This is a genomic window from Streptomyces sp. NPDC006643 (assembly GCF_042870175.1).
Lineage (GTDB): Bacteria > Actinomycetota > Actinomycetes > Streptomycetales > Streptomycetaceae > Streptomyces.
The window spans coordinates 100,582-122,364 of sequence record NZ_JBIAHA010000001.1; the positions used below are offsets into that span (position 1 = coordinate 100,582).

16 protein-coding genes and 2 tRNA genes are annotated in these 21,783 nt (G+C 68.8%); 2 read left to right on the forward strand and 16 right to left on the reverse strand.

What is annotated here, in order from left to right; all coding sequences use genetic code 11:
* Positions 1-83: 83 nt before the first annotated feature.
* The 11 genes from ACFYNU_RS00385 to ACFYNU_RS00435 all read right to left on the reverse strand — a co-directional run bounded on the left by ACFYNU_RS00385 (position 84) and on the right by ACFYNU_RS00435 (position 15,547).
* Positions 84-2,018, reverse strand: a complete 1,935-nt coding sequence (locus ACFYNU_RS00385; protein WP_356592883.1) for a TIGR03960 family B12-binding radical SAM protein — start codon at positions 2,016-2,018, stop codon at positions 84-86.
* 81 nt (positions 2,019-2,099) lie between these two features.
* Positions 2,100-3,719 carry a CYTH and CHAD domain-containing protein gene (locus tag ACFYNU_RS00390; RefSeq protein WP_356592885.1) on the reverse strand — a complete coding sequence of 540 codons (1,620 nt, stop codon included), beginning with the start codon at positions 3,717-3,719 and terminating at the stop codon, positions 2,100-2,102.
* Positions 3,720-3,780: 61 nt separating this feature from the next.
* Positions 3,781-4,980, reverse strand: coding sequence for a rod shape-determining protein RodA (rodA, locus tag ACFYNU_RS00395; RefSeq protein WP_356592887.1), 1,200 nt, complete (start codon positions 4,978-4,980; stop codon positions 3,781-3,783).
* Positions 4,981-4,983: 3 nt separating this feature from the next.
* Positions 4,984-7,260 (reverse strand): penicillin-binding protein 2, encoded by a 2,277-nt coding sequence (gene mrdA, locus ACFYNU_RS00400; protein WP_356592889.1) that lies wholly within the window; start codon positions 7,258-7,260, stop codon positions 4,984-4,986.
* Entirely contained in the window at positions 7,257-7,922 is a 666-nt protein-coding gene (mreD, locus tag ACFYNU_RS00405) for a rod shape-determining protein MreD (RefSeq protein WP_356592891.1), read from the reverse strand. The genes mrdA and mreD overlap by 4 nt, the downstream gene beginning before the upstream one ends.
* Positions 7,923-7,933: 11 nt before the next feature.
* The gene (gene mreC / locus ACFYNU_RS00410; RefSeq protein ID WP_356592893.1) at positions 7,934-8,893 is read right to left on the reverse strand and encodes a rod shape-determining protein MreC; all 960 of its coding nucleotides are present in this window, start codon (positions 8,891-8,893) and stop codon (positions 7,934-7,936) included.
* A 235-nt stretch (positions 8,894-9,128) separates the two neighbouring features.
* Positions 9,129-10,148, reverse strand: a complete 1,020-nt coding sequence (locus ACFYNU_RS00415) for a rod shape-determining protein (protein ID WP_031231655.1) — start codon at positions 10,146-10,148, stop codon at positions 9,129-9,131.
* A gap of 285 nt (positions 10,149-10,433) precedes the next feature.
* Entirely contained in the window at positions 10,434-10,844 is a 411-nt protein-coding gene (gene ndk, locus ACFYNU_RS00420; RefSeq protein ID WP_023541729.1) for a nucleoside-diphosphate kinase, read from the reverse strand.
* Between the two features lie 130 nt (positions 10,845-10,974).
* Positions 10,975-11,337, reverse strand: coding sequence for a DUF4233 domain-containing protein (locus ACFYNU_RS00425; RefSeq protein WP_356592896.1), 363 nt, complete (start codon positions 11,335-11,337; stop codon positions 10,975-10,977).
* Positions 11,338-11,342: 5 nt separating this feature from the next.
* Complete coding sequence (locus tag ACFYNU_RS00430; RefSeq protein ID WP_356592898.1) at positions 11,343-12,857, reverse strand: folylpolyglutamate synthase/dihydrofolate synthase family protein; 1,515 nt, start codon at positions 12,855-12,857, stop codon at positions 11,343-11,345.
* 68 nt (positions 12,858-12,925) lie between these two features.
* The gene (locus ACFYNU_RS00435; RefSeq protein WP_356592900.1) at positions 12,926-15,547 is read right to left on the reverse strand and encodes a valine--tRNA ligase; all 2,622 of its coding nucleotides are present in this window, start codon (positions 15,545-15,547) and stop codon (positions 12,926-12,928) included.
* A gap of 136 nt (positions 15,548-15,683) precedes the next feature.
* Here ACFYNU_RS00435 and ACFYNU_RS00440 point away from each other — a divergent pair, with 136 nt between their 5' ends.
* Entirely contained in the window at positions 15,684-16,658 is a 975-nt protein-coding gene (locus tag ACFYNU_RS00440; RefSeq protein ID WP_356592902.1) for a hypothetical protein, read from the forward strand.
* Between the two features lie 88 nt (positions 16,659-16,746).
* On the opposite strand, the gene clpX is transcribed toward ACFYNU_RS00440, so the two are convergent.
* The 5 genes from clpX to ACFYNU_RS00465 form a co-directional block, all read right to left on the reverse strand.
* The gene (gene clpX, locus ACFYNU_RS00445) at positions 16,747-18,039 is read right to left on the reverse strand and encodes an ATP-dependent Clp protease ATP-binding subunit ClpX (RefSeq protein WP_023541724.1); all 1,293 of its coding nucleotides are present in this window, start codon (positions 18,037-18,039) and stop codon (positions 16,747-16,749) included.
* 153 nt (positions 18,040-18,192) lie between these two features.
* A complete protein-coding gene (locus ACFYNU_RS00450) occupies positions 18,193-18,876 on the reverse strand; it encodes an ATP-dependent Clp protease proteolytic subunit (protein ID WP_031231654.1) in 684 nt (227 codons plus the stop codon).
* Positions 18,877-18,930: 54 nt separating this feature from the next.
* The gene (locus ACFYNU_RS00455) at positions 18,931-19,536 is read right to left on the reverse strand and encodes an ATP-dependent Clp protease proteolytic subunit (protein ID WP_031231653.1); all 606 of its coding nucleotides are present in this window, start codon (positions 19,534-19,536) and stop codon (positions 18,931-18,933) included.
* A 277-nt stretch (positions 19,537-19,813) separates the two neighbouring features.
* Positions 19,814-21,256: a trigger factor gene (gene tig, locus ACFYNU_RS00460; RefSeq protein ID WP_356592905.1), complete on the reverse strand. Its 1,443-nt coding sequence runs from the start codon at positions 21,254-21,256 to the stop codon at positions 19,814-19,816.
* A 176-nt stretch (positions 21,257-21,432) separates the two neighbouring features.
* Positions 21,433-21,509 (reverse strand) — tRNA-Pro (locus tag ACFYNU_RS00465).
* A gap of 135 nt (positions 21,510-21,644) precedes the next feature.
* Between ACFYNU_RS00465 and ACFYNU_RS00470 the strand changes: the two genes are divergently transcribed.
* Positions 21,645-21,715, forward strand: a tRNA-Gly gene (locus ACFYNU_RS00470).
* Positions 21,716-21,783 lie beyond the last annotated feature (68 nt).

Consider the following 21,783-nt stretch of genomic DNA (forward strand, 5'->3'; position numbering starts at 1 on the left):
AAAGCTTCGTCCTCGGTACTCCCTGAGAGCGCACTCGCGATCCGCCCTGCCGCCCTATCCGCTCCGCCCCCTGTTTCCACAGCTCAGGAGTCCTTCTTGACCGTCAACGGCAGCATCTTCCTACCGCTCTCGCTCAGTTGCGGCCATGTGTCAAACTGCGGGCACACGCCGCAGTCGAAGCACGGTGTCCAGCGGCAGTCCTCGACCTCCGTCTCGTCCAGCGCGTCCTGCCAGTCCTCCCAGAGCCAGTCCTTGTCGAGACCGGAGTCCAGGTGGTCCCAGGGCAGGACCTCCTCGTAGGTGCGCTCGCGAGTGGTGTACCAGTCGACGTCCAGGCCGACCTCCGGGAGCGTCTTCGCGGCGGCCGTCATCCAGCGGTCGTAGCTGAAGTGCTCGCGCCAGCCGTCGAACCGGCCGCCGTCCTCGTAGACCGCGCGGATCACCGCGCCCACCCGGCGGTCGCCGCGCGAGAGCAGGCCCTCCACGATGCCGGGCTTGCCGTCGTGGTAGCGGAAGCCGATCGAGCGGCCGTACTTCTTGTCGGCGCGGATCTTGTCGCGGAGCTTCAGCAGCCGGGCGTCGGTCTCCTCGACGCTGAGCTGCGGCGCCCACTGGAAGGGGGTGTGCGGCTTGGGTACGAAACCGCCGATGGAGACGGTGCAGCGGATGTCGTTCTGGCCGGAGACCTTGCGGCCCTCGGCGATGACCTTGACCGCCATGTCGCCGATCTGAAGGACGTCCTCGTCGGTCTCCGTCGGCAGCCCGCACATGAAGTAGAGCTTCACCTGACGCCAGCCGTTGCCGTACGCGGTGGAGACCGTACGGATCAGGTCCTCCTCCGAGACCATCTTGTTGATGACCTTGCGCAGGCGCTCGGAGCCGCCCTCGGGGGCGAAGGTGAGGCCGGAGCGGCGGCCGTTGCGGGTGAGTTCGTTGGCGAGGTCGACGTTGAAGGCGTCGACGCGGGTGGAGGGGAGGGAGAGGCCGATCTTCTCCTCCTCGTACCGGTCGGCGAGGCCCTTGGCCACGTCGGCGATCTCGCTGTGGTCGGCGGACGACAGCGACAGCAGGCCGACCTCCTCGAAGCCGGTGGCCTTCAGCCCCTTCTCGACCATCTCGCCGATGCCGGTGATGCTGCGCTCCCGGACGGGCCGGGTGATCATGCCGGCCTGGCAGAAGCGGCAGCCGCGGGTGCAGCCCCGGAAGATCTCGACGGACATCCGCTCGTGCACGGTCTCGGCGAGCGGCACCAGCGGCTGCTTCGGGTACGGCCACTCGTCCAGGTCCATGACGGTGTGCTTGGAGACCCGCCACGGGACGCCGGAGCGGTTGGGGACCGTACGGGCGATACGGCCGTCCGGCAGATACTCGACGTCGTAGAAGCCGGGGACGTACACCCCGCCGGTCTTCGCGAGCCGCAGCAGCAGTTCCTCGCGGCCACCGGTCCGGCCCTCGGCCTTCCAGGCCCGGACGATCTCGGTGATCGTCAGCACGGCCTGCTCGCCGTCGCCGATGACGGCGCAGTCGATGAACTCGGCGATCGGCTCGGGGTTGAACGCCGCGTGGCCGCCCGCGAGCACGATCGGGTGGTCGACGGTGCGGTCCGCCGCGTTGAGCGGGATCCCGGCCAGGTCGAGCGCCGTGAGCATGTTGGTGTAGCCCAGCTCGGTGGAGAAGGAGAGCCCGAAGACGTCGAAGGCGGAGACGGGGCGGTGCGCGTCCACCGTGAACTGCGGGACGTTGTGCTCACGCATCAGCTCTTCGAGGTCCGGCCACACGCTGTAGGTGCGCTCGGCGAGCACGCCCTCGCGTTCGTTGAGGACCTCGTAAAGGATCATGACGCCCTGGTTGGGCAGCCCGACCTCGTACGCGTCGGGATACATCAGCGCCCAGCGGACGTCGCACGCGTCCCAGTCCTTGACGGTGGAGTTGAGTTCACCGCCGACGTATTGGATCGGCTTCTGCACATGCGGGAGCAGAGCTTCGAGCTGTGGGAAGACCGATTCGACAGCAGACATCACGGCGACTTTCGTGGGCTGACAGGGTGACCATCCAGGCTACCCCGCCCGGCGACCGCCCCCGTCCGGCGAAAGCGGACTTCAGCCCCGCAGCGCCGTCCGCAGCCCCGGCTCGGCCGACTTCCGCCAGACGCGCGGCAGTTCACGCTCCCGGTCCGCCGCCCGCGCCTCCTCCTCGCCGTACAGAAGTCCCCAGGTGAAGGCGGACTCACCGGCGGCGTGGGCCTGGATCGCGAGGGCGCGCAGGGCGTCGCGGGCCACCACGCTGTCCTGGTGGTCGCCGAGCACGGTCTGCACGGCCTTCATCCGCTTCGAGAAGCGCTTCGCGGGCTTCCCCAGGGCGGGCACGGCCGCGTCGGCCGCGTAACGGGCCCGCTTGGCGGCCTTACGGGCGTCGTGCAGCGCCAGGTCCCGCTCCTCCCCCGGCGCGAGGGCCAGCGCGTGCTCGACCCGGCCGGCCAGGCGCTCGTAGTCCTTGACGATCGCGCGGGGCAGCACCTTGCCGGGCTTGCGGTCCGCGCTGTCGCCGAGCAGCGGCGGATCGGCGAGCAGTGCCTCCATCGAGTCCAGCAGCCGCAGATAGCGCGCGCTGTCGAGGACGGCGAGGGTCCTGGCCCGTGCGTCGGTGCGGCCGTCGGCGTCCCAGATACGGAGCCGGGCGTGCACCGGGCCGAGGAGCAGGGTGGTGTCGTGGGCGTCGACGCGTTCGGCGAGGCGCTCGGCGAGCACCTCCTGGTCCCGGTCGACGCCCAGCTCCCCGGCGAGCCACTGCAACTCCGCGCCGATGGGCCGGCTGGCGTCGCGGTCGAGCACCTTCTTGTACGTACGGAACGCGGACCGCATCCGGCGGGTGGCGACCCGCAGCTGGTGCACCGAGTCGGGCAGGTCGCGGCGGACGGCGCAGTCGTACGAGACGATCGCGTCGGCCTGTGCGCGCAGATAGGCCAGCACATGGTCCCCGGCGGTGACCGGGGCGCGCTTCTTCGACCGCGCGGACCGCACGGACCGCACGGACTTGTCGGACGTCGCGGCGGGCGCCGTCTCCGCGAGGGCCCTGGCGAGCTTGGACTTGGCGGACGCCGGTCGTACTCCCGCCTTGCGGAGCACCTTCTCCACGGCGTCGAGCAGCGCCGGGTCGCCGCCGTCGGCCAGCTCGACCTCGATCTCGGTCCAGTCCGCGGTCCGGCCCCCGGTCCGCGTCTTAGCAGCAGTCCCGGCCCCGGCGCCCAGGCGTTCGGCGTGGACACGGTCCACGGCCACCTCGGCGAGCGTCCGCCCGGCCGAGTCGACGAGCAGGCTGATGTCGCGGGAGGTCCGCAGCCGGACGACGGGGGCCAGCTCCGCGCCGCGCACCCGCGAGCGCACCAGCGCGGCGAGTTCGCCCGGGAGGGTGTCGGAGAGCGGGGCCTGGATCTCGTCGCGTACGCCGTCGCCGACGGGGAGTTTGAGATGCCAGCCCTCGTCTCCGCCGCCGGTGCGGCGGCGGAGGGTGAGTGAGTCGGCGGTCAGCCGCAGGTCGGACGTGTCGTGGTAGACGGCGTCCAGTTCGGTGACGCCCCGCGCCGTGACGGCCGAGACGGCGCGGACCTTGGTGAGGTCCGGCAGGAGGGCGTGCCCACCGGGCCGCGGTCCGCTGTCGCCGCCCGCGGGGCCCACCGGGAGTTCGTACTTGCGTTCGATCTCGCGCTTCGTGTCGGCCATCTTCACAAACGTAGTCGCAGGGGCCGCCGAGTGGCAGCCCCCGCGACGCCGAACGGGCGGATCAGGCCGACATCGGCTTCTGCACCCTGATCGACTGGAGCAGCCCGACCGCGATCCAGACCGCGAACATGGACGTGCCCCCGTAACTCACGAACGGCAGCGGCAGCCCCGCCACCGGCATGATCCCGAGCGTCATCCCGACGTTCTCGAAGGACTGGAAGGCGAACCAGGCGATGATCCCGGCCGCCACGATCGTCCCGTACAGCTCGGTCGTCTCACGGGCGATCCGGCAGGCGCGCCACAGCACCACACCGAGCAGCAGCAGGATCAGCCCGGCGCCGAGGAAGCCCAGCTCCTCGCCCGCGACGGTGAAGACGAAGTCGGTCTGCTGCTCGGGGACGAACTGTCCGGTGGTCTGCGAGCCCTTGAAGAGCCCGGTGCCGGTGAGCCCGCCCGAACCGATCGCGATCCGCGCCTGGTTGGTGTTGTAGCCGACGCCCGCCGGGTCCAGCTCCGGGTTGGCGAAGGCGGCGAAGCGGTTGATCTGGTACTCGTCGAGCACTCCGAGCGCGGCGACCGCGACGGCGCCCGCGACACCGGCGCCGACGAGCCCGAAGATCCACCGGTTGGACGCCCCGGAGGAGAGCAGGACGCCGAGCACGATCACCGCCATGACCATCACCGAGCCGAGGTCCGGCATCATCATGACGATCACGATCGGGACGACCGCCAGACCCAGGGACTTGGCGACCGTCCGATGGTCCGGATGGACCTGATCACCCGCGTCGACCCGGGCCGCGAGCATCATCGCCATCCCCAGGATGATCGTGATCTTCACGAACTCGGAGGGCTGGAGGGTGAAGCCGCCGCCGAGCACGATCCAGGCGTGCGCGCCGTTGATGGTGGCGCCGAGCGGGGTCAGGACCAGCAGCACGAGCACGACGGAGATGCCGTAGAGCACCGGCACCGCGCCGCGCAGGGTGCGGTGGCCGAGCCAGATCGTGCCGATCATCAGGGCGAACCCGATACCGGTGTTCAGTATGTGGCGGAAGAAGAAGTGGTACGGATCGCCGGTGTTGAGATCCGTACGGTTACGGGTCGCCGACCAGACGAGCACCGACCCGACCGCCGACAGCGCGAGCGCGGAGAACATCAGCGGCCAGTCCAGCCTGCGCGCCATCGAGTCACGGGCCGCGAGTGTGGCCCACAGCCCGCGCTCGGGACCGTATCCGGAGACGGAGAAGCCGCTCGTGCCGGCCATCGTTCAGTCCCTCCGCGCGGGTGGGCCCGCGAGCTGTTCGTTGTCGCCCGGTGCCTGCCCCGGGTCGGCCGGGGCCTGTCCGGGATCGTCGGGTGCCGCACTCGCGTCGTCCGGCACCTGCCCGGTGTTGTCACCGGCCGGCGCGATCTCGTTGCCGTCCAGCGGCTTCTTGTCCGGTACGAAGGGCTTGACCTCAGGCGCGTCGATCGTGCCGTCGGGCTGGATCTTCGGCAGTCCGGTGCGCGGCTTGGGCAGCAGGGCCTTCTTCAGGTTCTGCCCGCCCTTCGCGTCGAGGCCGTACATCGCCTCGTAGATCTTGCGCACGGCGGGGCCGGAGGCTCCGGAGCCCGTACCACCCTGGGAGATGGTCATGACGATCGTGTAGTCCTCGGTGTACGAGGCGAACCACGACGTCGTCTGCTTGCCGTAGACCTCGGCCGTACCCGTCTTGGCGTGCATCGGGATCTTGTCCTGCGGCCAGCCGCCGAACCGCCAGGCGGCCGAACCGGTGGTGGCCACGCCCGCCAGCGCCTTGTCCAGCTGGTCGCGCAGCTTGCGGTCGATCGGCAGCTTGCCGTGCGACTTCGGCTTGATCTCCGTCACGCTCTTGCCGTCGGGGCTGACGATGGCCTTGCCGACGCTCGGGTCGTACATCGTGCCGCCGTTGGCGATCGCGGCGTAGATCGTGGCCATCTGGATCGGGGTGACGAGGGTGTCGCCCTGGCCGATCGAGTAGTTGACCGCGTCACCGGCGCGCATCCGGTTGCCTTCGAGGCAGCCCTCGTACGCGAGTTGCTCGACGTAGTCGCCGCCCTTCTTGCCCTGCTTGCACCAGGCGGCCTTGTTCGCCTCCCAGAAGTCCTGCTTCCACTGGCGGTCCGGGATCCGGCCGGCGGTCTCGTTGGGGAGGTCGATGCCGGTCTCCTTGGCGAGGCCGAACTCCTTGGCGGTCTTGTAGAAGTAGTCGTTGGCGCCCTTCTTGGGCTTGTTGCCGCCGTCCTTCTGCCACTCCTTGTGCGCGAGCCCGTAGAAGACGGTGTCGCAGGAGACCTCCAGGGCGCGGCCGAGGTCGATGCTGCCGTAGCCCTGGGACTCGAAGTTCTTGAAGACCTGGTTGCCGATGGAGTACGAACTGGGGCACGGGTAGCTGCCGTTGAAGTCGTACCCGGCCTTGACCGCCGCCGTCGAGGAGATGACCTTGAAGATCGAGCCGGGGGCGGCCTGCGACTGGATGCCCCGGTTCAGCAGCGGGAAGTTGGACTTCTTGCTGGTGAGCTTGGCGTAGTCCTTCGCGGAGATCCCGCCGACCCAGGCGTTGGGGTCGTACGTCGGCTGGGAGGCCATCGACACCACGCGGCCGGTCTTGGACTCCAGGACCACCACGGCGCCCGCGTCGGCCTTGTAGTTCTGGTTGGTGTTGCGGTCCATCTCCTTGCGCGCGGCCTTCATCGCCTCGTTCAGCTCGAACTCGGCGACGGCCTGCACCCGCGCGTCGATGGAGGTGACGATGTTCGAGCCCGGCTCGGCCTGGTCGCTCTGGGCCTGGCCGATGACCCGGCCCAGATTGTCGACCTCGTACCGGGTGACGCCCGCGTCGCCGCGCAGGTACTTGTCGTACGTGCGCTCCAGCCCGGAGCGGCCGACCTGGTCGGAGCGGAGGAACGGCGAGTCGGTGTCCTGCGCCTTGGTGATCTCCTCGTCGGTGACCGGCGAGAGATAGCCGAGCACCTGGGCGGTGTTGGCCTTGGCGGGCGCGGCGTAGCGCCGTACGGCGGTCGGCTCGGCGGTGATGCCGGGGAAGTCCTCGGCGCGCTCGCGGATCTGGAGCGCCTGCTGGGTGGTGGCCTCGTCGGTGACGGGGATCGGCTGGTAGGGCGAGCCGTTCCAGCAGGGCTGCGGGGTCTCGTTGTCGCAGAGTCTGACCTTGTCGCCGACCTCCTTCGGCGTCATGCCGAGGACGTCGGCGAGCCGGATGAGGACGGCTTTGCCGCTGTCCTTCATCTTCATCAGCTCGGTGCGGCTGGCGGAGACGACGAGCCGGGTCTCGTTGTCGGCGAGCGGTACGCCCTGCGAGTCGAGGATCGAGCCGCGGACGGCCGGCTGGACGACCTGCTGTACGTGGTTGTTCTTGGCCTCGTCGGTGTACTCCGCGCCGTTGCGGACCTGGAGGTACCAGAGCCGTCCGCCGAGGGTGAGCAGGAGCGAGAAGACGAGGACCTGGATGACGACGAGCCGGATCTGGACCCTGGGTGTCCGTCCGGTCTCCGGAATGTTGCTCACAGTCGTTTGACCCCCTTGATCCGTCCGGCACGTGCCGCGCGCGACCGGGCCGTCTTCATCCGCAGCCCGCCGCGCTGGTTCCCGATCTTCAGTCCGGTGCCCGCGGCCAGCCAGCCGGAGGCGACGTCGCTGCCGCTGCTGGACTTCTCGGCGAGCGGGTCGTTCTCGGCGCGTCTGGCCAGGGCCATGATCAGCGGCACGGTGAACGGGGCGAGCAGCAGGTCGTAGATGGCGGAGGTGAGGACCAGGTTGGTGAGGCCGACATGGCGGGCGGCGGTGTCGCCGACGAGGGCGCCGACGCCCGCGTACAGCAGTGTGGTGGTGACGGCCGCGCCGACCACGACGACCATCGGGCCCAGCGCGGTGCGCAGTTGGCCGTTGTCGGGCTTGGCGAGTCCGGCGAGATAGCCGATCACACAGAGGACCAGCGCGTAGCGTCCGGCGGCGTGGTCGGCGGGCGGGGCGAGGTCGGCGAGGAGTCCGGCGCCGAAGCCGATGAGCGCGCCGCTGGTGTGTCCGTAGACCAGGGCGAGCGCGACGACGACCAGGAGCAGCAGATCGGGTACGGCTCCGGGGAGTTGGAGCCGGGCGAGTACGGACACCTGGACGACCAGCGCGACGACGACCAGGGTGACGGAGAGCAGCGTCCGGTTGAAGCGCATGGGGATCAGCTCTACTCCTGCTCGTTGACCTGGCCGTCACCCTGGGCGTCCTGGCCGTTGGGCGAGGGGGTGGCCGTGACGGTGACGGTCGGGGTGGGCTTGGGCTTGGCGGGCTTCTTCGGCAGGACCATGTCGCGCGGGTTCTCGCGGGGTGCCTGGACGACGACGCCGACGATGTCGAGCTTGGTGTAACCGACGTACGGGCGGACGAAGATGTCACGGGTGAGGTCGCCGCCGGAGGGGTCGACCCGTACGACCTGACCGACCGGCACTCCGGGGACGAACGGCCGGTCCTTGCTGGATCCGAAGGTGACCAGCCGGTCGCCGGGCTTCACCTTGGCCTTGCCGTTGAGGAGTTGGACGTTGAACGGCTGGTCGCCCTGGCCGGTGGCGAAGCCCAGTTCGTTGGACTTCTCCATCCGGGTGCCGACCGTGAAGTCCGGGTCGTTGGCGAGCAGTACGGTCGCGGTGCCCGGTCCGACGGTGGTGACCCGGCCGACGAGCCCGTCCCCGTTCAGTACGGTCATGTCGCGCTTGATGCCGTCGTCGGCGCCCGCGTCGATGGTCACGGTCCAGGAGAAGCCCTGGGCCGCTCCTATGGCGATGACCTCGGCGGCCTTGATGCCGTACTGGCCGGCGCCGGCGGTCTTGAGCAGCTTGTCCAGCTCGTTCACCCGGCTGCGGTTGCGGTCGTCGCTGCCGAGCCGCTGCTTGAGCGCCGCGTTCTCCCGCTCCAGGGCGGTGACGCGGTCGTGCCGCTGACCGGAGTCGCGTACGGCGCCGATGGCGTTGCCGACCGGGTCGACAGCGCTGGAGACGCCTTTCTGCACGGGCCCGAAGACCGTGGACGCGGCCTGTCGGGCACCGTCGACGGGTGACTCCTCTCCCCCGCGGATATCCACCGTGATCAGTGCGAACGCGATGGCGATCAGCAGCACCAGGAGCAGCCGGCTCTCTCGTGTGTCCCTCACGTGCGGCGGCCGTGCCTTCCTCGTTGGAATGCCTCGTCGGAAATTTTCGTGCGAATCGCGGGAATCACCCGCAAGGGATTCGTCTCAATTGGCAGTTCGGCTTGGTCTTGTCTGTATATCAACGATCCACCGACGGGGACGTCAGCGTTCCATATGGGGTGTCCCCCGGGCCTGTTGGGGCCCGGGGGATATTCGCTCTTTTCATGATCTGCGCGGATCGGCCGGGGCCGGGCCGTCATCTGCGCGGCGAGGCGTCCAGCACCTGCTGAAGCGCCTCGAACTCCTCGACGCACTTGCCGGAGCCGAGGGCCACCGAATCCAGCGGGTCCTCGGCGATGTGGATGGGCATTCCGGTCTCACGGCGCAGCCGCTCGTCGAGGCCGCGCAGCAGGGCGCCGCCGCCGGTGAGGACGATGCCGCGGTCCATCACGTCGCCGGACAGCTCCGGCGGGCACTTGTCGAGCGTGGTCTTCACCGCGTCCACGATGGCGTTGACCGGCTCCTCGATGGCCTTGCGGACCTCGGCGGCCGAGATGACGACGGTCTTCGGCAGTCCCGACACCAGGTCGCGGCCCCGGATCTCGGTGTGCTCGTCCTTGTCGAGGTCGTAGGCCGAACCGATGGTGATCTTGATCTGTTCGGCTGTGCGCTCACCGAGGAGGAGCGAGTACTCCTTCTTGATGTGCTGGATGATCGCGTTGTCCAGCTCGTCACCGGCGACCCGGATCGACTGGGCGGTGACGATGCCGCCGAGCGAGATCACGGCGACCTCGGTGGTGCCGCCGCCGATGTCCACGACCATGTTGCCGGTCGCCTCGTGGACGGGCAGTCCCGAGCCGATGGCGGCGGCCATGGGCTCCTCGATGATGTGCACCTGACGGGCGCCCGCCTGGGTGGACGCCTCGATGACGGCGCGTCGCTCGACTCCCGTGATGCCCGAGGGCACACAGACGACGACCCGCGGGCGCGCCAGATAGCGGCGCTTGTGGATCTTGAGAATGAAGTAGCGCAACATGCGTTCGGTGATCTCGAAGTCGGCGATCACGCCGTCCTTCAGCGGCCGGACGGCAACGATGTTGCCCGGTGTCCGGCCGATCATCTTCTTCGCTTCGGCGCCGACCGCGAGGATGCCGCCCGTGTTGGTGTTGATGGCGACGACGGACGGCTCGTTGAGCACGATCCCTCGGCCCCTGACGTACACCAGCGTGTTGGCGGTCCCGAGGTCGACAGCCATGTCACGGCCGATGAACGACATCTTGTTCCCCATGAGGATGCGTCTGGCCTTCCCAAATCGAGCGTTGACGGCTTTTCAGGATGGCGAGGTGGATGCTGTGGCGTGGAGGCTTCCATCGTAGTGCCGCCCCTGCTGACGCGGCGCGGTAGATCCACCTCTAATAAAGGTGACGATGTGTCGCAGCCATGCGTTCCCGATCTGGCTCCGCATATGCCGGGGGTGGCCGAATTCCGTCCGTCGCCACAGGCGCGTTCAGCGCTGTATGGCTGACGTATGGTCAGGAAAGCCCAGGGTAAGGGGTGTCTTTCAGTGCTCGGGAAAGAAAAGTTTCAGTTCCCGAATGGCGGACTCCTCGGAGTCCGAAGCGTGGATGAGGTTCTCGCGGACGATCGTTCCGAAGTCCCCCCGAATGGACCCCGGCGCTGCGGCGATCGGGTCAGTGGGACCCGCCAGGGCGCGTACGCCCTCGATGACGCGCTCGCCCTCGACGACCAGCGCGACGACCGGTCCCGACGCCATGAACTCGATCAGCGGCTCGTAGAACGGCCGGCCCTTGTGCTCGCCGTAGTGCTGCTCCAGCGTGCTCCCGTCGAGCGTGCGCAGCTCCAGTGCGGTGATGCTCCAGCCGGCCTTGCGCTCGATACGGCCGATGATCTCTCCCACCAAAGCGCGGCGGACTGCGTCCGGCTTGAGGAGGACGAGAGTGCGCTGGGTCATGGTGTGCGGCTCCTTGCGGACATTCGCTGCGGGCAAACGGGTGAAGGTGGTGTGAGGCTACAGGTGCGCGCGGGGCGCTCCGTACCCGGTCCGGGTACGGGCGCCGGCGGGACCGGTCCGCGGACAGGCGTCAGCTGCCCGGCTCCGCCGAGGGCGCGGTGGTGGCCTGGGCGGCCCAGCGTGCCTTCGCCTCGTCGATCTTGCGTCCGTAGTGGATCGACGCCCACCACAGCGCGCCGAAGAGCACGCCGAGGAAGAACATCACCGGCACCACGAACCCGCCCGCGACCAGGGCGATCTGGAACGCCCAGCCGAGCTGGACCCCGCCCGGCCTGGTGATCATCCCGCACAGCAGCAGGGACAGCAGCATCGCGATGCCGCAGACCGTCCACACGGTGGCCATCGACACGTCGTCGGACTTCATGGCGACGAGCCCGGCGAAGCCGATCACGAAGAACTCGCCGATCAGCGTGGACGCGCAGAGCGTACGCATGCGAATCAGCCCTTTCCCAGAAGCAGCCGGGCCTCGCCGACCGTGATCACCGAACCGGTCACCAGCACCCCGGCGCCCGCGTACTCGTCGTCCTCCTCGGCGAGCGTGATCGCCGCCTCCAGCGCGTCGTCGAGCCTCGGCTCGACCTGTACGCGGTCGTCGCCGAACACCTCCACGGCGACGGTCGCCAGCTCGTCTGCGCTCATCGACCGGTCGCTGGAGTTCTGCGTGACGACGACCTCGGCCAGGACCGACTCCAGGGCTTCGAGGAATCCCCGGGCGTCCTTCCCGGCGCTCGCGCCGACCACCCCGATCAGCCGGCTGAAGCCGAACGACTCACCGACCGCCGCCGCCGCGGCCCGCGCGCCCGCCGGGTTGTGCGCCGCGTCCAGGACGACCGTCGGGGAGCGGCGTACGACCTCCAGACGGCCCGGCGAGACCACGGAGGCGAACGCCGCACGCACCGTGTCCACGTCCATCACCCGGGTCTGCTCCGCGCCGACCCCGAAGAACGCCTCCACCGCCGCCAGCGCCACCACCGCGTTGTGCGCCTGGTGGGCGCCGTGCAGCGGGAGGAAGATCTGCCCGTACTCCCCGCCGAGGCCGCGCAGCGTCAGCATCTGGCCGCCGACCGCGACCTCGCGGGCGACGATGCCGAACTCCATGCCCTCGCGCGCCACCGTCGCGTCCACGTCGACGGCCTTCTTGAGCATCACCTGCGACGCGTCCACCGGCTGCTGCGCCAGGACGACCGTCGCCCCCTGCTTGATGATCCCGGCCTTCTCCACCGCGATCTCGCCCGGGGTGTTGCCGAGCCGGTCGGTGTGGTCCAGGTCGATGGGGGTGATGACGGCGACGGTGGAGTCGATGACGTTCGTCGCGTCCCAGCTGCCGCCCATGCCGACCTCGACCACCGCGGCGTCCACGGGGGCGTCCGCGAAGGCCGCGTACGCCATGCCGGTGAGCACCTCGAAGAACGAGAGCCGGTACTCCTGCGCGCCGTCCACCATGTCGACGTACGGCTTGATGTCCTCGTACGCCTCGATGAACCGCTCCGGCGCGATCGGTTCGCCGTCGAGGCTGATCCGCTCGGTGACCGACGAGACGTGCGGGCTGGTGTAGCGGCCGGTACGCAGGTCGAAGGCGCCGAGCAGCGCCTCGATCATGCGGGCCGTGGACGTCTTGCCGTTGGTGCCGGTGATGTGGATCGACGGATACGCCTTCTGCGGATCGCCGAGCACGTCCATCAGCGCCTCGATGCGGGTGACCGAAGGTTCGAGCTTGGTCTCGCCCCAGCGGCCGGCCAGCTCCTGCTCGACGGCGCGCAGCGCCTTGTCGACCTCCGGGTCGGCGGGCCGGGCCGGGACGCCGTCCCCCTGCGGAGGACCCGCCTGGGCGCGCAGTGTGCGGCTCCCGGCCTCGATCACGGCGAGGTCGGGGTCGCGGGTGGTCTCGGCGTGGACGATCTCGTCGAAATCGTCGCCGGGCTGGTCTGGCCGGTCGGGCTGGTGCTCGCTCACAGGACCAGTCTACGGAGCGGGTACGACACTGCCGCCGCCCCGCCCCGTAGGGCGCCCGTCCCGGTCCGTCAGCCCTCCGGCAGGGCCGCGAGCTGCGCCGTGAGCCGCTCGATGTCCGCCTCCGCCTTGGCCAGCCGGCCACGGATCTTGTCGACCACGTTGTCCGGGGCCTTCGCGAGGAACGCCTCGTTGCCGAGCTTCGCCGTGGCCTGCTGCTTCTCCTTCTCGGCCGCGTCCCGGTCCTTCGTCAGACGCTTGCGCTCGGCCGGGATGTCGATCGTGCCCGACAGGTCGAGCGCGACCGTGGCACCCGCGACCGGCAGGGTGGCGGTCGCCTGGAAGGCGTCGCCCTCCTCCTGGAGGCGCAGCAGTTGCCGGATCGCCGCCTCGTGCGCGGCGAGCGGCGTCGCGGACAGGTCGAGCCGGCCGGGGACCTTCTGGCCCGGCTTGAGCCCCTGGTCGGCCTGGAAGCGGCGGACCTCGGTGACGACCTGCTGGACGTGCTCGATCTCCCGCTCGGCGGCCTCGTCGCGGAAGCCGGAGTCGGCCGGCCAGTCGGCGACGACGACCGACTCCTTGCCGGTGAGCGTGGTCCACAGCGTCTCGGTGACGAAGGGCACGATCGGGTGCAGGAGGCGCAGGGTGACGTCCAGGACCTCGCCGAGGACCCGCCCGGAGACCTTGGCCTGCTCGCCGCCCGCGAAGAACGTCGTCTTGGACAGCTCGACGTACCAGTCGAAGACCTCGTCCCACGCGAAGTGGAAGAGGGCGTCGCTGAGTTTGGCGAACTGGTAGTCCTCGTAGAGCGCGTCGACCTGGGCGACGGTCTCGTTCAGCCGCGAGAGGATCCAGCGGTCCGTGGCGGACATCTCCGAGGCGTCCGGCAGCGGTCCTTCGACCGTCGCGCCGTTCATCATCGCGAACCGGGTGGCGTTCCAGATCTTGTTGGCGAAGTTGCGGGAGCCCTGGACCCAGCCCTCGCCGATCGGCACGTCGACACCGGGGTTGGCGCCGCGCGCGAGCGTGAACCGGACCGCGTCCGCGCCGTACTTGTCCATCCAGTCCAGCGGGTTGACGACATTGCCGAAGGTCTTCGACATCTTCTTGCCGTGCTCGTCACGGACCATGCCGTGCAGGGCGATGGTGTGGAACGGCGGGGTGCCGTCCATCGCGTACAGGCCGAACATCATCATCCGGGCGACCCAGAAGAAGAGGATGTCGTAGCCGGTGACCAGGACCGAGTTCGGATAGAACTTCTCCAGGCTCGGTGTCTGTTCGGGCCAGCCGAGCGTGGAGAACGGCCAGAGGCCCGACGAGAACCAGGTGTCCAGGACGTCCGTGTCCTGGCTCCAGCCCTCACCCGTCGGCGGCTCGTCGTTCGGGCCGACGGCGACGGTCTCGCCGTTGGGACCGTGCCAGACCGGGATCCGGTGGCCCCACCACAACTGCCGTGAGATGTTCCAGTCGTTGAGGTTGTCGATCCACGCGAAGTAGCGGGACTCCATCTCCTTGGGGTGGATCGTGACGCGGCCGTCCCGGACGGCGTCGCCGGCCGCCTTGGCGAGCGGGGCGACCTTGACCCACCACTGGAGCGACAGCCGCGGCTCGACGGTCGTCTTGCAGCGCGAGCAGTGGCCCACGGAGTGGACGTACGGCCGCTTCTCGGCGACGATCCGGCCCTCCGCGCGCAGCGCCGCGACGATGGTGGAACGGGCCTCGAACCGGTCGAGCCCCTGGAAGGGCCCCGGGACCGTGATGACGGCCCGCTCGTCCATGACCGTGATGTTCGGCAGATCGTGGCGCCGGCCGATCTCGAAGTCGTTCGGGTCATGGGCGGGAGTCACCTTGACCGCGCCCGTACCGAACTCGGGGTCGACGTGCTCGTCCGCGACGACCGGGATCGACCGGTCGGTGAGCGGCAGCTTGATCCGCTTGCCGACCAGGTGCGCGTAGCGCGCGTCGTCCGGGTGGACGGCGACGGCGGTGTCACCCAGCATCGTCTCGGCGCGGGTGGTGGCGACGACGAGCGTCTCGTCCCCGTCGCCGTACTTGATGGAGACCAACTCGCCGTCGTCGTCCTGGTACTCGACCTCGATGTCGGAGATCGCGGTGAGACAGCGCGGGCACCAGTTGATGATGCGCTCGGCGCGGTAGATCAGGCCGTCGTCGAAGAGCCGCTTGAAGATGGTCTGGACGGCCGCGGACAGCCCCTCGTCCATCGTGAACCGCTCACGGGACCAGGCGACGCCGTCGCCGAGCCGGCGCATCTGCCCGGAGATCTGGCCGCCGGACTCTTCCTTCCACTGCCAGACCCGCTCGACGAAGTCCGTACGCCCCAGGTCGTGGCGGGACTTGCCCTCCTTCGCCAGCTCGCGCTCGACGACGTTCTGGGTGGCGATACCGGCGTGGTCCATGCCGGGCTGCCACAGCGTCTCGTAACCCTGCATGCGCTTGCGGCGGGTGAGGGCGTCGATGATCGTGTGCTCGAAGGCGTGACCGAGGTGCAGGCTGCCGGTGACGTTCGGCGGCGGGATGACGATGGTGTACGGCGGCTTCCCGCTCTTCTCGTCAGCCTCGAAGTAGCCACGTTCTACCCAGCGCTCGTACAGCTTCCCCTCCACCTCGGCCGGCGCGTACTGGGTCGGCAGTTCAGGGTTGGCTGCGGGCTGCGCTTGAGAGTTCTCGGTCACCCCCACAGTTTAGGGGCGTCACAGCTCTGCACTGAAACGGGATAGTTCGGTAACGGTGCGCCCCCCGATGGTCCACGGCACCGCTCCTTCAGTCAGGATGTCGGGAACGCGTAAGCATCTGGAGGGGACAGAGCACATGAGTTACAACCAGCCGGGCCCGTACGGTGGGCAGCAGCCGCAGGGCCAGCCCGGACCGTACGGACAGCAGCCGCCGCAGGGCCAGCCCGGCTACGGGTACCCGCAGCAGCCGCCCCAGGGTCAGCCCGGTTACGGGTACCCCCAGCAGCCGCCGCAGGGAGTCCCCCAGCAGGGGTACGGCCAGCCGGGATACGGCCAGCCGCAGCAGCCGGGCCCGTACGGGCAGCCGCAGCAGCCCCAGTACGGCGGGGCCCCCGGGTTCCCGCCGCCGCAGGGTGGCACCCCGAAGAAGAAGACGGGCCTGATCATCGCCTCGGTCGTCGTGGCACTCGCGGTGATCGGTGGTGGGGCGTACTTCCTGGTGGGCGGAGGCAGCAGCGATGTCGCCGACGACGGCCCGCACAAGCTGATCACCCCGGCCACGGTGCTCGACGGCAAGTACAAGAAGAGCGAGGGCTCGGGCGGCTCGGACAGCGGCGGTATGAGCAAGGACGACATGAAGGACGCCGAGAAGTGGGGGGTGAAGAACCCCAAGGACGTGGAAGCCCAGTACGAGGCGGGTGACGTCGAGAAGAATCCGTTCGCCGCGCAGCTGCTGCCCTTCGCCGGTGTCTACGGCGAGGTCGAGGACCCCGAGAAGGCCGTCGACGGCATGTTCGCGTACCTGAAGTCGGAGTCCGAGAAGGACGGCGGCACCGACGTGCCCGTGCTCGTCGGGACCCCGAAGGAGTACAAGCCGGAGGGACTGGACGGCGCGGTCGTCAAGTGCCAGGAAATGTCGATGAAGAACGAGGACGCGACCGCGGGTCCCAAGGAGATGAAGTTCCCCGTCTGCATCTGGGGTGACTACAGCACGCTGGGCTTCTCCATGCCGGTGGACCTGGCGAACGCGATGGCCGGCAAGAGCGGCTCGCTCGAAGAGGCCGCCGCCACAACGGCCAAGCTGCGCAACGACGTTCGCGTCAAGCTCTGACGAGGTGCGCCACCCCCGGTGACACGCGAGAGGGGCGCCCGGCCGGTTCGACCGGCCTGGCGCCCCTCTTCGCGTCTGTCGCCCTCGGCTACGCCGACTTCTCGTGGCGGCCGTCGTTCTTCACGATCCTGGGCTCGCGCGGGACCAGCGTCGGGTTCACGTTGTTGCGGACGACGTCCGCCGTGATGACCACGCGGGCCACGTCCTTGCGGGAGGGGACCTCGTACATCACCGACTGGAGGACCTCCTCCAGGATCGCGCGCAGACCGCGCGCGCCCGTGCCGCGCAGGATCGCCTGGTCGGCGATGGCCTCAAGCGCGGGGAGGTCGAAGTCCAGCTCCACACCGTCGAGTTCGAACAGCCGCTGGTACTGCTTCACCAGCGCGTTGCGCGGCTCGACGAGGATCTTCAGGAGCGCCTCACGGTCCAGGTTGTGCACCGAGGTCAGGACCGGGAGGCGGCCGATGAACTCGGGGATCATCCCGAACTTCACCAGGTCCTCCGGCATGACCTCCTGGAACTGGTCGCTCTCCTCGATCTCGCGCTTGGAGCGGATCGTCGCGCCGAAGCCGATGCCCTTGGCACCGGCCCGTGACTCGATGATCTTCTCCAGACCCGCGAAGGCACCACCCACGATGAACAGCACGTTCGTCGTGTCGATCTGGATGAACTCCTGGTGCGGGTGCTTACGCCCGCCCTGCGGCGGGACCGACGCCGTCGTGCCCTCCAGGATCTTCAGCAGGGCCTGCTGGACGCCCTCGCCGGAGACATCGCGGGTGATCGACGGGTTCTCGCTCTTGCGGGCGACCTTGTCGATCTCGTCGATGTAGATGATCCCGGTCTCGGCCTTCTTGACGTCGTAGTCGGCCGCCTGGATCAGCTTCAGCAGAATGTTCTCGACGTCCTCGCCGACATAGCCGGCCTCGGTGAGCGCCGTCGCGTCCGCGATGGCGAACGGTACGTTCAGCATCCGGGCCAGCGTCTGGGCGAGGAGCGTCTTGCCGGAGCCCGTGGGGCCCAGCAGCAGGATGTTCGACTTGGCGAGCTCGATCGCGTCGTCGCGGCTCCCGGAGCCGCCGTTCTCGCCGGCCTGCACGCGCTTGTAGTGGTTGTACACCGCGACGGACAGAGCCTTCTTCGCGGGCGCCTGCCCGACGACGTACCCCTCGAGGAACTCGTAGATCTCGCGCGGCTTGGGCAGTTCCTCCCACCGCACCTCGGAGGTCTCCGCGAGCTCCTCCTCGATGATCTCATTGCAGAGGTCGATGCACTCGTCGCAGATATAGACCCCGGGGCCTGCGATGAGCTTCTTCACCTGCTTCTGGCTCTTCCCGCAGAACGAGCACTTGAGCAGGTCGCCGCCATCACCGATGCGTGCCACGAGGTGCTTCCCCTTCGCCTGGGAGCAGCCTGGTTCAGCGGCTCCTGTGCCTCATACCCGACGGTACCTTGCCTGGCCCCCCGTACGGGCCCCCCTTGGCACGGTTCACGTGGACGTGAGACCACGCACACCGCGCCAAGGGCACCGGACGGGTCAGGCCGCTGCCGCCGCCGTGGTCTTACGGGTCGAGACGATCTGGTCGACCAGACCGTAGGCCAGAGCGTCCTCGGCCGTCAGGATCTTGTCGCGCTCGATGTCGTCGCGGACCTTCTCGATCGGCGTGGTGGAGTGCTTGGCGAGCATCTCCTCCAGCTGCGCGCGCATGCGCAGGATCTCGTTGGCCGCGATCTCCAGGTCGGAGAGCTGCTCCCGGCCGGTCTGGCTGGACGGCTGGTGGATCAGGACGCGCGCGTTCGGCAGGGCCAGGCGCTTGCCCGCCGTGCCGGCCGCGAGCAGGACCGCCGCCGCGGAGGCGGCCTGGCCCATGCAGACCGTCTGGATGTCCGGCTTCACGAACTGCATCGTGTCGTAGATGGCCGTGAGGGCCGTCATCGAGCCACCGGGGCTGTTGATGTAGATCGAGATGTCACGGTCGGGGTCCATGGACTCCAGGCACAGCAGCTGCGCCATGACGTCGTTGGCCGACGCGTCGTCGATCTGGACACCGAGGAAGATCACGCGCTCCTCGAAGAGCTTCGCGTACGGGTCGTACTCGCGTACGCCCTGCGAGGTGCGCTCCACGAAGCGCGGGATGACATAGCGGTTGTCCACCTGAGGGCCGGTGTAGAGGCCGCTCGCAGAGGCGCCGGGGTAGTTGTTCATAAGGGTGTTCACCATCCTGGTGGCGTTCGAAAGGGCTGACGTGGCCGGTCCGGGGCGTGACTCTCGCCCTCAGGCGCCGGTGCCGCCGCCGCCCGGAACACCCGAAGCAGCGGAGATGATCTCGTCGATGATGCCGTAGGAGACGGCCTCCTCGGCGGTGAACCAGCGGTCGCGGTCACCGTCGCGGATGATGGTCTCCTCGGTCTGACCCGTGTGGCGGGCGGTGATCTCGGCCATGCGCTTCTTCGTACGGAGAAGCTGCTCGGCCTGGATCTTGATGTCGGAGGCGGTGCCGCCGAGACCCGCGGAGCCCTGGTGCATGAGGATGTCGGTGTTGGGCAGCGCGAAGCGCTTGCCGGCGGTGCCGCCGGTCAGCAGGAACTGGCCCATGGAGGCCGCCATGCCCATGCCGATGGTGACCACGTCGTTCGGGATGTACTGCATGGTGTCGTAGACCGCCATGCCCGCCGTGACGGAACCACCGGGGCTGTTGATGTAGAGGTAGATGTCCTTCTCGGGCTCGGCCGCGAGGAGAAGGAGCTGCGCGGTGATCTTGTTGGCGATGTCGTCGTCGACCTGCTGGCCGAGGAAGATGATCCGCTCACCGAGCAGTCGGCTGTAGACCTGGTCGCCGAGGCCACCACCGAGGGACGGCTCGCCGGCGGCGTAAGGCATCAGATTCGTCACGTGTCCACCTGCTCGTCTCTGACGGCTCCGGCCGTCTCAGCGTCTTTCGTTCCGGGGGACGGGGGATACCCCAGCCCTCGTATTCATGGACCCTAACGCGCTGGTCGGCGGGCGCCATCCCGCTTCCTGGACTGTTCGCTGGCAGCGCAAGGTAGTTGAGTGGTGGCAGGGCCCGGGGAGGGTGTGCGGCGGCGGGGCGGGGAACGGAGCGGGCCCCGGGCGCGAGTCGCGTCCGGGGCCCGGAGATCCGGTCGAGCGGGGACGCTCAGCCCTCGTTCTTCGCGTCCGCGGGCTTGTCGTCCGCGGCGGCGTCGGTCTTGGCCTCGGCCCCGGCCTCGTCGGAGGAGGCCTCGGCGGCGTCGGCCGTCTCGGCGGTGGCGTCCGTCTCGTCGTCCTCGTCGTCCTCCAGGTCGACGACCTCACCGTTGGTGTCGGTCACCTTGGCGGCCTCGACCACCACGGCGAGCGCCTTGCCGCGGGCGACCTCGCCGACGAGCATCGGCACCTGGCCGCCTTCGACGACGGCCTGCGCGAACTGGTCGGGCGACATGCCGGAGGACTGCGCGCGACGCATGAGGTGCTCGGTGAGCTCCTCCTGGTTCACGTTCAGCTTCTCCTTGTTGACCAGCTCGTCGAGGATGAACTGGGTCTTGATGCCCTTGACCGCCTGCTCCTTGGTCTCCTCGTCGAACTCCTCCTCCGTCTTGCCCTGGATCTCCAGGTACTTCGGAAGGTCGAGGCCCATCTGACCGAGCTGGTGGTGCTCCAGGTTGTGCTTGCGGGTCTTGATCTCGTCCTCGAGAAGCTTCTCGGGGATCGGGACCTCGGCCAGCTTCAGCAGCTCGTCGAGGACGCGCTCCTGGGCCTGGGTGGCCTGGTCGTACTGCTTCATGCTGCCGAGGCGCTTGCGGCTGTCCGCCTTCAGCTCGTCCAGGGTGTCGAACTCGCTGGCCATCTGCGCGAACTCGTCGTCCAGGTCGGGCAGCTCGCGGGCGGCGACCTGGGTGACCTTGACGGAGACCTCGGCGTCCTTGCCCTCGGCGGTGCCGCCCTTGAGCTGGGAGGTGAAGGTGGCCTCGCCACCGGCCTCCAGGCCGGTCACGGCCTCGTCGATGCCGTCGAGCAGCTCGCCGGAGCCGATGGTGTACTGCACGGCGCTCGCGACGCCGTCCTCCAGCACCTCGCCGTCGACCTTGGCCTCCAGGTCGATCGTCACGACGTCGCCCTCGGCGGCGGCGCGCTCCACGGGGTTGGTGGAGGCGAAGCGCTCACGCAGCTCGTCGACGGACTTGTCGACGTCCTCGTCGGACACGTCGACCGCGTCGACGGTGACCTCGATGCCGGAGTAGTCCGGGATCTCGATGACCGGGCGGATGTCGACCTCGGCGGTGAAGGAGAGCAGCTCGCCGTCCTTCAGCTCCTTGATGTCGACCTCGGGCTGCCCGAGGACATTGAGCTCACCCTCGTTGACGGCCTCCGTGTAGAACTTCGGAAGGGCGTCGTTGACGGCCTCCTCCAGCACAGCTCCACGGCCGAACCGCTGGTCGATGACGCGGGCGGGGATCTTGCCCTTACGGAAGCCCTTCACCGTGACCTGCTCGTTGATCTTCTTGTACGCCGCGTCGAGGCTGTCCTTGAGCTCCTCGAAGGGCACCTCGACAGTGAGCCGAACCCGGGTCGGGTTCAGGGTCTCCACGGCGCTCTTCACGGTTCGGTCTCCTTGGTGGCTGATTCTGGGGTTCTGCCGCCCACCGTGACTCCGGCGGACCAGCGGATTCGGCCCGGTTCTTCGCAGTCTCTTCAGACACACGGGCACGCAGCTTGCATAGTAGCCGCAAGCAGGATGAGGCCCACAACGCGATCATGAACAGGCACGTGTACTGATGGTCGGGGTGGCCGGATTCGAACCGACGACCTTCCGCTCCCAAAGCGGACGCGCTACCAAGCTGCGCCACACCCCGTCGGTGCGACACGTAGGGTACATGCCCGCGAGCGGTACGCCGGACCCAATAACCGGGGGAGATGTGGTGTGCGTGGGACGCCACGGACCCGCTACGATGTTTCCGGTGCCGCGATCCTCGTGACCTGCGGCCCGTGCGGGCGTAGCTCAATGGTAGAGCCCTAGTCTTCCAAACTAGCTACGCGGGTTCGATTCCCGTCGCCCGCTCTTGGCAGGAAACAGTCAGACGAGAGCCGGTGTCCACGCGATGTGGACACCGGCTCTCGGCGTTGTTC

Excerpts from the sequence above, each read along its gene's own strand:
- ACFYNU_RS00385 (WP_356592883.1), bottom strand. The coding sequence starts at position 2,018 with ATGTCTGCTGTCGAATCGGTCTTCCCACAGCTCGAAGCTCTGCTCCCG.
- ACFYNU_RS00390 (WP_356592885.1), bottom strand. The coding sequence starts at position 3,719 with ATGGCCGACACGAAGCGCGAGATCGAACGCAAGTACGAACTCCCGGTG.
- rodA (WP_356592887.1), bottom strand. The coding sequence starts at position 4,980 with ATGGCCGGCACGAGCGGCTTCTCCGTCTCCGGATACGGTCCCGAGCGC.
- mreD (WP_356592891.1), bottom strand. The coding sequence starts at position 7,922 with ATGCGCTTCAACCGGACGCTGCTCTCCGTCACCCTGGTCGTCGTCGCG.
- ACFYNU_RS00415 (WP_031231655.1), bottom strand. The coding sequence starts at position 10,148 with ATGTCGTTCATCGGCCGTGACATGGCTGTCGACCTCGGGACCGCCAAC.
- ndk (WP_023541729.1), bottom strand. The coding sequence starts at position 10,844 with ATGACCCAGCGCACTCTCGTCCTCCTCAAGCCGGACGCAGTCCGCCGC.
- ACFYNU_RS00425 (WP_356592896.1), bottom strand. The coding sequence starts at position 11,337 with ATGCGTACGCTCTGCGCGTCCACGCTGATCGGCGAGTTCTTCGTGATC.
- ACFYNU_RS00440 (WP_356592902.1), top strand. The coding sequence starts at position 15,684 with ATGAGTTACAACCAGCCGGGCCCGTACGGTGGGCAGCAGCCGCAGGGC.
- ACFYNU_RS00450 (WP_031231654.1), bottom strand. The coding sequence starts at position 18,876 with ATGGTGAACACCCTTATGAACAACTACCCCGGCGCCTCTGCGAGCGGC.
- ACFYNU_RS00455 (WP_031231653.1), bottom strand. The coding sequence starts at position 19,536 with ATGCCTTACGCCGCCGGCGAGCCGTCCCTCGGTGGTGGCCTCGGCGAC.